The organism is Nostoc sp. NMS9, assembly GCF_017114995.1.
GTDB lineage: Bacteria > Cyanobacteriota > Cyanobacteriia > Cyanobacteriales > Nostocaceae > Nostoc.
Genome location: NZ_JABXKL010000092.1, coordinates 29,070 through 43,309 on the forward strand (window position 1 = coordinate 29,070; position 14,240 = coordinate 43,309).

At 43.4% G+C, this 14,240-nt stretch carries 11 protein-coding genes and 1 pseudogene; 1 reads left to right on the forward strand and 11 read right to left on the reverse strand.

Annotated elements, in window-relative coordinates:
- Window positions 1–3: 3 nt before the first annotated feature.
- Entirely contained in the window at window positions 4–2,997 is a 2,994-nt protein-coding gene (gene pruA / locus HWQ40_RS30520; RefSeq protein WP_292785582.1) for an L-glutamate gamma-semialdehyde dehydrogenase, read from the reverse strand.
- Between the two features lie 636 nt (window positions 2,998–3,633).
- Window positions 3,634–4,770 (reverse strand): IS4 family transposase, encoded by a 1,137-nt coding sequence (locus tag HWQ40_RS30525; protein ID WP_292785781.1) that lies wholly within the window; start codon window positions 4,768–4,770, stop codon window positions 3,634–3,636.
- Window positions 4,771–5,224: 454 nt separating this feature from the next.
- Between HWQ40_RS30525 and HWQ40_RS30530 the strand changes: the two genes are divergently transcribed.
- Entirely contained in the window at window positions 5,225–5,875 is a 651-nt protein-coding gene (locus HWQ40_RS30530) for a hypothetical protein (RefSeq protein WP_292785584.1), read from the forward strand.
- 140 nt (window positions 5,876–6,015) lie between these two features.
- Here the strand turns inward: HWQ40_RS30530 and HWQ40_RS30535 are convergent, their stop codons facing one another.
- From HWQ40_RS30535 to hpnH, 9 genes and pseudogenes are all read right to left on the reverse strand, one after another.
- Window positions 6,016–6,771 carry a HEAT repeat domain-containing protein gene (locus HWQ40_RS30535; protein WP_292785782.1) on the reverse strand — a complete coding sequence of 252 codons (756 nt, stop codon included), beginning with the start codon at window positions 6,769–6,771 and terminating at the stop codon, window positions 6,016–6,018.
- A gap of 170 nt (window positions 6,772–6,941) precedes the next feature.
- Window positions 6,942–7,787: a HEAT repeat domain-containing protein gene (locus HWQ40_RS30540; protein ID WP_292785586.1), complete on the reverse strand. Its 846-nt coding sequence runs from the start codon at window positions 7,785–7,787 to the stop codon at window positions 6,942–6,944.
- 47 nt (window positions 7,788–7,834) lie between these two features.
- A pseudogene (locus tag HWQ40_RS30545) lies at window positions 7,835–8,044 on the reverse strand (phycobilisome linker polypeptide); the annotation flags it as partial.
- 82 nt (window positions 8,045–8,126) lie between these two features.
- Window positions 8,127–8,996 carry a phycobilisome linker polypeptide gene (locus HWQ40_RS30550; RefSeq protein WP_292785588.1) on the reverse strand — a complete coding sequence of 290 codons (870 nt, stop codon included), beginning with the start codon at window positions 8,994–8,996 and terminating at the stop codon, window positions 8,127–8,129.
- 173 nt (window positions 8,997–9,169) lie between these two features.
- The gene (locus HWQ40_RS30555) at window positions 9,170–9,982 is read right to left on the reverse strand and encodes a phycobilisome linker polypeptide (protein WP_292785590.1); all 813 of its coding nucleotides are present in this window, start codon (window positions 9,980–9,982) and stop codon (window positions 9,170–9,172) included.
- A 700-nt stretch (window positions 9,983–10,682) separates the two neighbouring features.
- Window positions 10,683–11,174, reverse strand: a complete 492-nt coding sequence (cpcA, locus tag HWQ40_RS30560) for a phycocyanin subunit alpha (protein WP_292785592.1) — start codon at window positions 11,172–11,174, stop codon at window positions 10,683–10,685.
- Between the two features lie 91 nt (window positions 11,175–11,265).
- Window positions 11,266–11,787, reverse strand: coding sequence for a phycocyanin subunit beta (locus HWQ40_RS30565; RefSeq protein WP_099099077.1), 522 nt, complete (start codon window positions 11,785–11,787; stop codon window positions 11,266–11,268).
- Window positions 11,788–12,195: 408 nt separating this feature from the next.
- A complete protein-coding gene (locus HWQ40_RS30570) occupies window positions 12,196–13,014 on the reverse strand; it encodes an alpha/beta hydrolase (RefSeq protein WP_292785595.1) in 819 nt (272 codons plus the stop codon).
- Window positions 13,015–13,195: 181 nt separating this feature from the next.
- Entirely contained in the window at window positions 13,196–14,215 is a 1,020-nt protein-coding gene (gene hpnH, locus HWQ40_RS30575) for an adenosyl-hopene transferase HpnH (RefSeq protein WP_292785784.1), read from the reverse strand.
- Between the last annotated feature and the right edge of the window lie 25 nt (window positions 14,216–14,240).

A 14,240-nucleotide genomic window follows, 5' to 3' on the forward strand; every position in this document is an offset into this window, starting at 1 on the left:
AGTTTAATCTGCTCCTTCAATTGGTGCAAAACCTTGACGTTGAATATTTTCTGTCACCGCGCGTGGTTCTAAAAATTGCAGTAAGTAATCAGGGCCGCCTGCTTTAGAACCTACTCCAGAAAGTTTGAATCCACCAAAGGGTTGCCGTCCAACGATCGCTCCGGTAATATTGCGGTTGATGTACAAATTCCCGACTTCAAATTCTGTCTGCGCCTGCTGAATGTGTGAAGGCGTTCTAGAATAAAGTCCGCCAGTCAAAGCATAGTTTGTACCGTTGGCGACTGCTAAGGCTTCTTGGAAATCTTTCACCCGAATTACCGCTAGCACAGGGCCAAAAATTTCTTCCTGGGAAATTACCGCATTTGGCGATACTTCACTAAAGATGACTGGGCCGATAAAATATCCTTGTTCGGGTGCTGGTAATTCCAAGGCTAATTGTGCTTCTGCCTTACCCTTCTCAATATACTCGCGGATGCGATCGCGGGCATTAGCATCAATTACTGGCCCAACTTGTGTACTCGGTAACTCTGCTTCCCCAATGTTCAAGGATTTTGTCGCTTCTACCAACCGTTGCACAAAGGCATCATAAATCGGTTGCAGCACAATCACCCTAGAGGCGGCAGAACATTTTTGGCCGCTGTAACCAAATGCCGACTGCACTACCCCCACAACTGCTTGGTCTAAATCAGCACTTTCATCGACAATAATTGCATTCTTGCCACCCATTTCAGCAATCACCCGTTTCATGTGTTTCTGTCCGGGTTTCAAAGTTGCCGCCTCTGCGTAAATTCTACAACCTACTTCCTGGGAACCAGTAAAAGCAATTACATGAGTATCTGGATGATTTACCAAGTAAGCGCCGACTTGCGAACCCTTGCCAGGTACGTATTGAAATACACCTTTGGGAAAACCAGCATCTACCAAGATTTCTGTGAGTTTTGCTGCAATCACAGAAGACGTTTCAGCAGGTTTGAGGAGAGTACAATTGCCTGAAACCAAAGCTGCAACAGTCATTCCACAAGCGATCGCTAGCGGGAAATTCCAAGGAGAAATCACTACAGCAATACCACGTGGTTGGTAAATATAATGATTAGTTTCACCTGGAATGTCATAATTCACACCTTCATCTAACCGTTCTATCTCATCAGCGTAGTACCGACAGAAATCTATCGCTTCCGAAACCTCTCCATCAGCTTCCTTAACTGGTTTCCCAACTTCCAAAACTATCCAAACTGAAAGTTCGGCGCGGCGTTCTTCCATCAAATCACCCGCTTTCCGCAAAATATCAGCGCGTTGTTTAGCTGGTGTTTTCTTCCACCCAGGAAACGCCGCTTTCGCAGCTTGTATTGCCTGTTCCGCCTGTTCAACGCTAATCAACCCAACTTTACCAATTACCTTACTAAAATTAGAAGGATTGAGAGAATCAACAAATTCCGGCGTATTGACATACTCGCCATTAATCAGTGGTAAATAAGTTTTACCCAACTGTTGGCGAACGTTTTGGAAAGCTTGCGTTGCCTTCATTCTTACCTCTTCATCAGCGTAATCGGTATCAGCAGCACCGAGGAAATGAGAGTTAGGAGTTAGGAGTGAGGAGTTAGGAGTTAAAGAGTTTTTTTCTTCTTTGACAATCGGCGCTGCTAATAATTCCTCAATTGGACGATTTTCGAGATTTTGCCGTAGAAAAGAACTATTAGCTGTATTTTCCAACAATCGGCGAATTAAATACGCCATCCCAGGTAATAATTCACCGTAGGGACAGTAAACTCTGACTCGGTAACCTTTGTCAACTAACGCCTTGGCAACTTTATCACCCATACCGTAGAGGACTTGCAATTCAAAGCGACGGCGGGGGACATTTAAACTTTCAGCTATGGCAATGGCGCGAGAGTGCGATCGCACATTATGGCTACCAATGGCAGAATAGACATATTGATGATTTTCTAACAACAACTGAGTGATGGTTTCAAAGTTAGCATCAGTTGCCACTTTGTCGTTGTAAACTGGCTGTTTCCAATGCTTTTGCGCTGCTTTAATAGTTTCTTGATCCCAATATGCGCCTTTCACCAAGCGAATTGTTAAAGGATAACCGCGCTGTTTCAACCAAGAAATTAGGTCTAGGGTATCTTGTTCGCTATCACGCAGATATGCTTGAATTGTCATGCCAATATCTGTACGTTGCCGAAACTCTTCTTCTAGTAAGAGTTTTTTCAGGATGCTGAGAGTTATATTCTTATAGGCATACTGTTCCATATCAAAATGCACAGCTGCGCCTAATTCTTTGGCACGACGTAAGAGAATCCGAATGCGATCGCTAACTCGCTCCTCACTACCTTTAGCATCTAATGGGTCAAATTGGGAATAAAACGCCGTTAACTTCACAGAAACCTGAACTTTTGGAATTGCTTCGCCATCAGCCTCATCAATAGCCGGGATAGCTGCCCAATTCTTTGATGCTTCCACCAATTGTTGGATTAATTCTAGATAGCGTTCTAGATAAGACTGCGCTTCCGCTTCGGTAATTACGGCTTCACCAAGTAAGTCGATGGTAAAAGCCATTTTTTCTTTTCGCAGTCGTTCAACTGTTTTGATGACTTGTTTAATATTTTCCCCAGAAATATATTTATGAGCAAGAGTCTCAACTGCTGTACCAACGGTTGTAGCAGCAACTTGTCCTGGCATAGAGTCGGGATTAGCAAAGTTTAGCATTCCCTTCAAAGCTGCCGGTAATTCTACAGATTCATCGCCTAAATATTCTTGTAAATGTGAGGCAATTTCTGATTTACTGTGCAAAGCAGGTAGCGTATCTATAAAGCGAAATAGTTGCACCCGCAACCCAGGATTACTCATCGCCCAAGCTAGTAATTTATCATCCCAACGCATTTGATCCCGCAGGGAAGAAAAAAACGAACGATTTTCCTGCGTTGCGGCTAGAAGTTGTTTAGCAATTTCTTGGGTTTTAGCTTCGTAGGTGCTTGTTTGTACTTGTAATACCACTGATAATAACTCCGTTAATCAAGGCAAGGCTTTTTGTCGAAAGCTTGTGTCTTCTATTTTGACGCTTTCATTTAGCTGTCACCATTATGCGGAATTCGTAATTAGGAATATTTGCCATTCGCGTAGCGTCTCGTAGAGAACGAGAGAAGCAAGCTACCTAATTCGTAATTCCTATAGCGCAAGGATTCCATTGATTTCAAATGGATGATTTACTTACGCTGTGCAGTTTTAGGGACTAGCCCTTTCAAAGTGGGTAAAATTTTGCTCAATAAACTCTCTTTAACCTATTAACTCTGTATTCTCTGTGCCCTGTGGTTAAATAAAATACTTTTAAACCGCACAGACGCGGAGGGCGCAGAGAGAAAAAAAGAGATTTTACCAGTCACCTTGAAAGGGCTAGTTTTAGGGACTTGCAATTAAAGTATGCTGTTCTATGGCGCTATAGGTCAATACGGTTCAGTTAAGGCTATGCAGTGCTTGAAACAACAAACACAGGAGGAATCGTTTTTGTGCCAGTACCTCTGTGTTTAACTTTTTTCGAGCGAAATTTTGATACAGGCTTTTTCACAACCCAAGGGTTGCTTCTATGAACCCTTTCAGGTAAAACTTGGTCTAAAATCTCCAGAGTTAACCAATTCAAAAAAAGGGAAGTTGTTGTGGTTGTAAACGTTGGAATTTAGGAATAGCACGACGAAGAACTCGCAACGTTCCTGTGAAACTTAGACGCAAAGGTGCAACGTCTGCACTGGTTGCAGCTTGAAAAATTAACGTTCTTACAGCCCAATGCCCCAATAACAAACCGTAAACCTCTTGCACTACCTCCCGTGGTTTTTGAGAACGAATATGAGTTTTTCGTCCCAAAAGATGTACTTTGAGTTCATCAATCGTATTCTCGACCTCCCAACGCTCATGGTATTGGCAAGCGAGTAATTGGGCTGGAAACTTCTCAATATCTAATAAGCTCGTAATTAAGCGGTATCTAATCTGTTCTTCTGGGTTATCAAGATGATCAATTGTGTACTCGATAACTCTTACCAATATTGGCTCGAAACCCTTCTTTCGGAAATTGCCAGATGGATGAATCCAACTTAAATACGAACCATCGTCTAAAGTTTTTTCGCTTAAAAATTTAACGTTGCCAGGAATTCTTCCTAGATAATCACAACCCCTACATACTGTTCTTTGCACCATAGCATAAGAATGTAACCCCCTATCCCACATCAATAACATTCCCGATGTGACTGAGCGCAATAACTTTAATGCCCTTACTCGCTCTCCAATCCGATATGGGCACATTAGTGCGTCAAAAATTAAATGTGTTCCACCCTCTATCAAAATGACTAATCTAACTTTTGGAAATGCCGCTCGCGTCCCAGGACGACTACCAGGACGACCAAAAACCCTTGCGTTTTCATCACTATCTGGGATATCTAAGCAGGTTCCATCAATCACTACAATTCTTAACCCGTTTAGAAAAGCTCCTATTGTTTCCCTATTGGCCATTGGTCGCACCAACTGATGAAACAATTCCCTCATTACCCCTGCTCCTAATCGCTGTCTGGCTTGGGTAATGGCTGATTTACAAGGAAATTGCCAATATTTGCCTAGTTTAACCCATGCCTCTGAAAGACCATCAATTAGGTTTTTTAGCACATCCCGCATTGAGTCTCTTGACCACAGGCTCATTGCTACTATTAGACAAACTACCAGTTGTGCTGGTAACGAACGATAACGTTCCTCTTTGACTCTAGTTTTAGCGATCGCCTGTTCAATTGCCTCTATTGGAATGGCTGTCTCTATTGCTTTGAATATCTCAGTACTTTGTATCCTGGGAGACACTAAGGAGAATTCTTTGAGATGCACCGTACTTGATTTCGATTTTTGGAAACAATACCTAATTTACAACTATTTGAGCCTTAACTGAACCGTATTGCGCTATAGGTGACACAAAAGCCACAGCCACCAAGGACTTTTTGTATAATGAATCTTCCGTTATCCAGATGTTGATTGGGCGTCCAAAGTTTCATTGATTTATAGATTGATTTATAACTTGTAAATATATCCGCGTGAACTCACTCCTAACCCTTCGCTGCAAATAAGGGGAGGAAAATTTTCCCCTCTTTCTCCTAGCGCAGTTAGAAGGTGAGGTTCTAATTGAAGTCTTCTATTGCTGTTTTAACAGCATGTACTTATTTTTTCCAATACTCAGAATGGGTATACTGCCTCTATGCCTACAGAAAACTTTATGGATATTTTATTTTATAACTGGCAACATACACTCCAACCCTTTGGCGTTGACCAGGTAGCAGCTGAGAAAACCTTTAATCTCTTGGTTGAAGCTTACTCTACCCCTGGTCGCTATTACCATACACTGAAACACATCGATCGCGTCCTCAGCATAATTGAGATTTTGCAAGGCTACACCAATAACCTAGCTGCTGTTCAACTAGCTGCGTGGTTTCACGATGTAGTGTATGACACTGAAGCCAAAGATAACGAAGAACGAAGTGCAGACTATGCTTTTGAGTTGCTGAGTAATTTGGGTATTCCAGAAAGTATCATAACTACTGTCACCCGTCTGATTCTGAATACTAAAGACCACCAAGCTGCGGTAAATGACTATGATAGCCAAGTCCTAGTTGATGCAGATTTAGCGATTTTGGCTACTAACCCAGTTGATTATGAAGAATACGCTCATGCTATTCGTCAGGAATATGGCTGGGTGGCAGAGGCAGATTATATCACAGGTCGTCAGCAGGTTTTAGAACGATTTTTAAAGCGATCGCATATCTACTTTACGCCTTTAATGTCAGAGTTCGCCGAACCATCTGCTCGTGGCAATATCCAGGCAGAAATTCAGTCTTTATCGCCTGGTTAGTTTTACAAAAACCAAGCTAAGAGGTACACATTGCACGAGAAAAATTTGGATCTTGGAAACCTACGGAGTTCTGAAGGCTATCCCCGATGAATTGGGAGATATAACACCATACCGCAAGGGCGGTTGGTGTGTCTGGTGATTTACCGTCTGCCAGCACCGCGATGAGGTATTTCAGACACTTCAGTATCTTCTAGCTTTCTTTTCGGTGCAAAAACTTCTTGATGTTGTTGCTGTTGAATTTTTTGTAGTGCAAACTTTACGCGGGTGCGAACTCCCAGATCGGCATCGGTATCGAGTATTTGCTGAAGTTGATTTGTAATCCGCGACGTTTGATCGGGTAAAGTGACTGCTATGGCGTTGCCGCTTTGCGGGTTGTCGCCAGACATTGCTAGTGTTTCTAAACTTGTAACTGCTGCATAGCGCACTACCCACTCTGGATCTTGAGAAATTAGTAATAGCGCCTCTAATACCTGAATCTGAACAGATTCCACTTTCTCAGGCGGTATTTGATGCCAGCGCAAAGTACCTAATCCCCTAGCAGCTGCCCGCCGCACACTTAAGGAAAAATCAGTTTTTGCTGCCTCTAACAAGGTATCCAGCGCCCGAACATCGCCAATTCCCGCTAAGGCACGAATAGCCCAGGCTCTAGCACTGTAGTTGTAGTCATCAATTAGTTCCAATAGTGATGGTACTGCGACTTCCCCGATCGCAATTAGTCCATCTACTGCCGCCACTGCCGCCCCTGGATTGTTGTAGCCCAAAGCTGCAATCAGAGTCGGAACAGATTCCTCAATACCAGCTGCCGCTAACTCCTGAACTGCGTCTAATAAGCGATCCGAGGAGTCTGCTTCTTCCACAGCACGAATTAATATTTGGGCAAGGTCACTGTTATTCATAATAATTTGCCATGAGTCATTAGGGATCTGCCAATTGTAGCTTAACTTCTCCGTAGTTGACATCATACATAAACCCCCTAGCCCTGATTTTGTAGTTGGGTTGGGGGTTTATATGTGGTAAACATTTGCTTTAAACGTATTAATAAGAACTAATTTATGGAAAATTATGACTACAACAGTGAGTCCATCAAATTTATCACTTTAATCGCACCTGCTGACAAAGTGCTTGTTGCTGTGTGGTTAACTTGATGTTCTAGTAATCCTTTAAGAGAAATTAACTTTAGACTATTTTCAGCAAGAGTTTCGGCGATCGCATCTGCTGCTCTTAGATAGCCAATCGCTCCCAAATCTGCTAACACTGCTCGACGCAATTGCAATTTATCTCCTGCCAAAGCTTTTACTAACCGTTCTCCATAAACTGGTTCTTGGGTTAATTGATACATCGCTCGTGCGGCAGCATATTGCACCAATTCAATTGGATGCTCTAAAAATGGTTTTACCAAAGGGATGCACTCAGTCGCCCTCAAGGCTCCCAAGGCTTCTAAAATGGCTTCGTAGGGTTGAGATAAATCAGGCTGCTTTGATATCAGCTGCTCTCCTTGCAAACCTACTTGTAATAACTCAATCAGGGCGGAAATGCAAACCGGATCGCCCAGCATTTCTAAGGATTGTGCCGCTGCTTCCCGGACATAAAAATCTGAGCAGTCTAAACACGCAATTAAAGGTGAGACTGCCTGGCGATCGCCTAGTTTCCCTAAAGCCCTAGCTGCGTTCCGTCGCAGAGGATATCCGCCTTCTGGTGTTCTGTCGGCTTCATCCTCTAACGCTTTAATTAATCCTGTAACCGCAGCTGCTTCACATATCCGAAACCGACCCAACCACCAGGCAGCATAAAATCGCAGACCTAAATCTGCACTTTCAAGATTAGCGATCGCTTGCTCTACTGTTAAAGATTCACCATCACCAGAGTTACCTGTCGGTGATAAATCTTCAAATTTCTGCGGACTAGAATTCATTATGAAGAAGGAGGATCGCTTTGTTCGCTATTTGTTTTAGCTTCAGCGTTCAATGGCTGAATGCTGACTATTTTGCCACCCAAGCGAGTAATTCGCTGCATTTCTTGATTCATCCGGTTCTCAGGTACTGTGAAAAACACAGTGGCACTAGAACGAATAGGATAGTTGGTTTTTTCAGTTTCTTCGCTTTGGCGCAGACCCACTACTTCATAGCGAAAGTAGCGACTACCCGTTCTACTACTAATTGGCCCAACCATAAAATTAATTCCCAATTCTAAATTGTCATTAGTCTTTTGCCCTTAATAATGACTATTGACTAATGACTATTGACAAATGACACTAAAGGGGTTTCACACTAGCTATTTTACCACCTTGTTTTACCACTCTCTGGAAGTAACTAGATAGTTCTTCATAAGGTATAACCACCGCTTGATTGACGCGGCGTGTGCTAGGATATCCAGCTCCAAAAACACCTGCTACTTCAATGCGGTAAAGTCTGCCTTCTTTACCAAAGGTTCCCGCACCACCAAAAGTGCTGTTGGGGGTAACGCCTTTTTCAGAAGCAACGTATGAAAAGCCTGAGGGGCCACCAGAGGGAGGAACAACGATGGATGCACTATTGCGACCTAGTTCGCTAGCAAGGCGAGAAGATTTGCCTTTGAGTTGGGAGGTATCGCTACTGGCATAACCGCGATAAAGTTGGAATATCCGGCTAAATCCGACAGTTTTCTGTCCTGTTTGGGTATTAAAGCCACGATAGTAAGGCACTATATTTTCACCAAAGCTAGATTGATACTCTGGCGAATCAATATAAGAATCAATGTCGGCTTCATATCCCTTGGTTTGATATAAGTCTAAGTGATAGACGACATCAGACTCATCATAAGGGGCACGACCCAACAAATGTTTGTAGTTCAGTTCAATGACGCGAGTTTGGAAGTTGTCGTAGAAAAATTTGGATTTGTACAGTTCCGATTTAGCTACCTGACGCACAAACTCTTGCACTGTATTTTTTCCATCGCGCAGGATAGATTCAGCACTTGTCAGGCGGTCAGATGCCAAGATGTAGTTGTTGCCCAAGACTTGACGATAGACGGCAGCAATTACTCTCTCAATGTCTTCTTTGGTTGCATTCGGACGCAGTTCCACAGGAGACTGATCGCTAAAAGGTTCTGTTCCCAGACGGGAAGCTGCTGTTGTAATAGCCATTGGTAATTTTCCTTTTGTAATTAGTAGTTGGAAAAATTAGGAGTTAGGAGTTAAGAGTTAGGAGTTAAGGGTAGGGATATAGTTAGGAATTTAAAACTCATAACTTCTAACTCCTCACTCCTGACTTCTAACTCCTCACTCTTAACTCCTCACTTAATTCCCCAATTCCCTATTTATACGGCTGTAATGCTAATAACCCTACTGCCCTTGCGATTCAACTGCTGCAATTTACTAGAAAGTTGCTCGTAAGGTACGATTAACTCCGCAGTACCGCGCCTTACTACAGTTGAGTTTGGGGAAGCTGCTTGTAGCACTCTGATGCGGTATGTTTCACCGCGACCACCTGTAGAGAGGCCAGTTAAGGCTCCGGCAGAGACTGGGTAAATGGGCGAAGCTAGATTCTTAGCCACTTCCCAGGTTAGCCGTCCTTGTTTTTGTCCTTGAGCGCGATCGCTATTGGCATAACCCCGATACAGTTGGAACAGTCGGCTATAGCCAACGTTTTTCTGTCCTACTTGACTTTTAAAGCCTTTATAGTAGGGGACAATATTTTCGCCAAAACCCTCTTGATATTCTAATGAGTCAATGTAGGAATTAATCTCAGCTTCGTAACCTTGTGAGTTGTAAAGCTCAACATGGTACGAAATCTCTGACTCATCTTCCGGGGCACGCCCCAATAAATGCTTATAATTCAACTCGATAAACCGAGTTTGGGAGTTGGAGTAGAAAAACTTATCCCGATAGAGTTCTGATTGAGCAATGGCTAACACAAATCCCCTAACGGTGATTGCACCTTGCTGCAACAGTGATTCTGCACTCTCTAGACGATCTCCTTCTAGTAGATATGCATTACCCAAAACCTGACGGTAAGCCGCCCGGATAACCACTGCCACATCCGCTTCTGTTCTATCAGGGCGTAGTTCTACTGGTGCTGAATTTTCAAACGCTCCAATCCCTAATCTTGCTGCTTGTCCCAAAGCTGCCATCTTTAAACCTCCTCAGTTTTAACTGCAAAACTGAAAACTTTTTAGAAAATTTTTTCTAGTCTTTTAACAGTCTTTTTGAAATTGACACTTACCTTACCTAATGTAAGGCGATTTTTAAGACATAGCTGCCTTAATATCCTGTTTCCACAGGTTCCCAGGCTCACCTTATTCGGTTTGGCAGTCCCTCATGGGGGAGAAACGTCCAGACCTTCTTTGCCAGACACTGCGTGTAGCTTGCTTCCCCGTAGGGGATGCGGACTCACTAACGTTGCCTAGGTCTTTTCTTCCCTACGGGACGCTCCGCGAACACATTGCGTCTCGTAAGATAAGGAAGAAGATTGTGATCGCTGCCTCACCACATTTGCCATAAGGGCGTAGTGATATCTCCTTACGTTATTTCGGGCGTATACTTTCCCCCAGTCTGAGGGTAGGTTTTTAAATCTTGTACTGACAAAAATATTGTGCCAATTGACGGTAGCTTAAAAGAGGCACTGGGTTGTGAACTTTCCCAAAGTTGTAGCAAATACCGTGCTACGTCGGCAGCTTTTATCCCTGCTCTAAAGCAAAAAATACAGAACTACGTTCCTATTTCTCCAGGGTTTTCAGCTAGCTTTTCTTAAAAAACTGCCCGGAGAGATAAACAACTCATAGAACTTACTTGTCATAAGAGCTGATTTCCTCTCCGGGCTAAAGAAACACTCTAGCTTAGAGTATTGATTACGTAGTCGATGTAGGAATTTGCTTCAACAGCTGGGTCGCCGCTAAGACCATGGTTAGCTTTGATGTACTTGAGAGCTTCAATGTACCAGCTAGGAGACAGATCAAAAGTCCGGTTGATTTCAGCCAAGCCAGAAATCAAGAAATCATCCAAGGGGCCTGTGCCACCAACAACTAAAGCGTATGTGATAATCCGCAAGTAGTAGCCGACATCACGTACACACTTGCCTTTGCCGCGTGTATCTGACGCGAAGTTAGGGCCTTGTTGTTGAGTGGTGTAAGGGAACTTGTTATATACTGCTTGAGCAGCACCTTCGGTCAAGCGTTGAGCATTGGCGCTCAATGCTTTTGCTGCTTGTAAGCTAGCTGGTGCTTGGCGGAAGCGACCAAAAGCAACTTGAATTTCGGTGCTGCTGAGGTAGCGTCCTTGAGAATCAGCCGATGCAATTGCTTCAGTTAGAGGTGTTTTTGTCATTTTGGTATTTCCCTTTTACAAACGTTATGGTTGAAATTTTGTTTTGTCCTATGGACAATTATTTAGTCAACATCAGCAAATCTTGCTTTGCTTAAGCCACAGCAGCAGCAGCACGATCAAAATAGCTAGCTATTTCAGATGACAAAGCACTGCAATCGCCTCTGGTGATATTGTTTGTATCGTTGACAATTGCCAAAGAAGCTTGTTTCAGTTTCTGAATACCAACAGCAACTGAAGCTCCTGGAGTTCCCAATGCTAAGTAGGTTTCCCGCAATCCATTGAGGGCACGATCGTCTAGTACGCTGGAATCGCCAGCAAAGATAGCGTAGGTGATATAGCGAAGAATGATGTCCAAGTCTCTGATACAAGCAGCTGCACGACGGCTGGTGTAAGCATTACCACCGGGAGTGATCAATTGGGGTTGTTCTGCCCACAAATCACGAGCCGCAGCAGCAACAAGAGCTGACGCATTGCTGGTAATACGGTTAACAGCATCTGCACGCTTGTTACCATCTTTGACTAGTTCGCTCAATGCATCCAATTGTGCATCAGAGAGATATTCGCCGCGTGTATCAGCTTGGGAAACTACTTTTGCAAATGCATCTAAAACCATTGCGTTAAATCTCCTAATTTGCTTGGTTAAGAATAATTGGACTAAAAACTGAATGGTTCAGTTGATTTTTGATGTCAGCACTGCCTGACGAGTTACGAAAGGTTTAAAACAGACATCCAAGAAATAAGTTTACGATCTCCAGGCTTTCAGATTAAAACTTTTGTTAAAAAACTTCAAACTTCTATGAACGACTGGAAAACCTGATTAAGATGTTGTTTTTTACTTCCAAGTTCTCTTTATACAATGCTGCTGCATCATTATTTATTACAAATTATTGTTATGTTTGTGAAATTTATTTACATAACTTCATATTTCTCTCTCTGTTTAGTTTACGAGCCGAGCGCTGCTCTCATAGGAGGGCAACAGTGTAGTATTTACTGTCACTTTGTAGTTATGTCTTATGTAAAATTACTCGAATTTATTTTGGAGAAAAGCAATAACACGCTTGAATGCTTGGGGATCTTGGTAAAGAAAGCGATGACCGCCCTTAAAGAACTCTAAATACGCACCTGGTATCTGTTTGTGTATCGCCTTAAGATTTGCAGGAGGAGATATGCCATCGTGATGACCGCCGCAGATATAGACAGGAATATGTAGTTGAGAAAGTCGATTATATGTATCGTGAGCAGCACGAGCCTCAAGCTGACGACGACGCCCAATTTCACGACTTGGTTCGTCGTCTGCACCCTCTTGAGAAGCTGCCAGTGTCAGCTTCACTAGTTCCTGAAATTGTGCAGTTCGGCTAGAGAGCCAAGCTTCCTCTTGCCAACGGGTATCAGCAATTGTGATTTGCCGATGAGCTAGTTCTTCACTAAGTAGGTTCACGAGTTCATGTAGTGGATATGACGACCCACCAACACCGCCACTGCTAGTACAAGCCAAAACGAGACGTTCAACGCGGTGTGGATAGCGCAGTGCCAACTCTTGGGCTACCATACCCCCAAAAGAAATTCCGATGACATGAGCACTCTCCCACCCGACTGCATTTAACAAAGAGTCTGCATCGGCGGCGTAATCTGCTATGGTGTAAGGAATATCAGGTTTTGAGGTTTGACCCAGACCGCGCTGATCGTAAGCCAGGATTTCAAAGTGTGGGGCTAGCGGTGAGTCAAAAATAGTCGGCGATCGCTGCAAGTCTCCTCCAGTACCACTAATACTGAGCAGTCGTTGACCAGTGCCACGAATCTCATAATACATTTGCAGGTTACGAACAGATACAAATGGCATGAGTATTTTCCCTTATTATTTTCGGTGAATTTAGCTGCGGAAAGTATCGCAATATTTCTAAATAAGCATCCTCCTTTAACTACTTTAACTATCGTATGTTGTTAGGCATATTCCAGTGCAATCAGAATGCTTAAAGAGTGCGTAGGCGTAGCACTCTTTAATCTGTAGCATTTGCTACTTACTAGTTCCTACCAAACACACTGCCAAGGGCACGCGCCATATTTTGCGGCTGCATTGCATCCATTGCGGCGGTGGGTTCGTAGCCGCAGTGAACCATACAATCGGCACACTTAGGATTACCACTCTTCTGGCCGTATTGACTCCAGTCAGTTTGTGCGAGTAATTCCTTAAAGGTAGAGTAATAACCTTCGTTCAGCAGATAGCAAGGTTTTTGCCAACCGAGAACGCTATAACTAGGGCTACCCCAAGGTGTGCATTCGTAGTCCTTCTCACCAGTGAGAAAATCTAGGAACAGCGGATTGTGATTGAAGTTCCAGTTTTTTTCACCACTTTTATATGGAGCCAGAATTTCTCGGAAGAGGGCGCGGGTTTGTTCTCGGTGGAGAAAATGATCTTGATCTGGTGCCCACTCGTAACTGTAGCCGGGAGAAATCATCATCCCGTCAGTATTTAGTGTTTCCAGAAAATTGAAGAACTCTTGCATATCTTTAGGTTCAGTACCTTCAAAGATAGTGGTGTTAGTGGTGACACGAAAGCCTTTAGCTTTAGCGGCGCGAATGGCTTTGACAGCAATATCAAAAACACCTTGGCGATCGACGCAGCGATCGTGTAATTCCCGCATTCCATCTAAATGCACACTAAAAGTTAGATAAGGGGAAGGTTGAAACTTATCCAGGCTCTTTTCTAACAACAAGCCATTGGTACACAAGTAAATATATTTCTTGCGCTCAATTAATCCCTGGACAATCTCATCAATCTGGGGGTGCAGTAGAGGTTCTCCACCAGGAATGGAGACAACTGGTGCGCCACACTCTTCCACTGCGGCAAAACACTGTTCTGGGGTGAGATTTTGCTTTAATATTTCCTTTGGATGTTGGATTTTACCACAACCAGTACAAGCGAGATTACATCGAAAAAGAGGTTCCAACATCAATACTAAGGGGAAGCGTTTACGTCCTTTCAACCGCTGTGTAACAAGATACTTCCCAATATCCAGAGCTTGTTGTAGATTAACTGCCATTGTTGCGATCGCTCCTCTTTTAAAG

Excerpts from the sequence above, each read along its gene's own strand:
- HWQ40_RS30570 (WP_292785595.1), bottom strand. The coding sequence starts at position 13,014 with ATGCCATTTGTATCTGTTCGTAACCTGCAAATGTATTATGAGATTCGT.
- HWQ40_RS30565 (WP_099099077.1), bottom strand. The coding sequence starts at position 11,787 with ATGGTTTTAGATGCATTTGCAAAAGTAGTTTCCCAAGCTGATACACGC.
- hpnH (WP_292785784.1), bottom strand. The coding sequence starts at position 14,215 with ATGGCAGTTAATCTACAACAAGCTCTGGATATTGGGAAGTATCTTGTT.
- HWQ40_RS30535 (WP_292785782.1), bottom strand. The coding sequence starts at position 6,771 with ATGAATAACAGTGACCTTGCCCAAATATTAATTCGTGCTGTGGAAGAA.
- HWQ40_RS30555 (WP_292785590.1), bottom strand. The coding sequence starts at position 9,982 with ATGGCAGCTTTGGGACAAGCAGCAAGATTAGGGATTGGAGCGTTTGAA.
- HWQ40_RS30530 (WP_292785584.1), top strand. The coding sequence starts at position 5,225 with ATGCCTACAGAAAACTTTATGGATATTTTATTTTATAACTGGCAACAT.
- cpcA (WP_292785592.1), bottom strand. The coding sequence starts at position 11,174 with ATGACAAAAACACCTCTAACTGAAGCAATTGCATCGGCTGATTCTCAA.
- HWQ40_RS30540 (WP_292785586.1), bottom strand. The coding sequence starts at position 7,787 with ATGAATTCTAGTCCGCAGAAATTTGAAGATTTATCACCGACAGGTAAC.
- HWQ40_RS30550 (WP_292785588.1), bottom strand. The coding sequence starts at position 8,996 with ATGGCTATTACAACAGCAGCTTCCCGTCTGGGAACAGAACCTTTTAGC.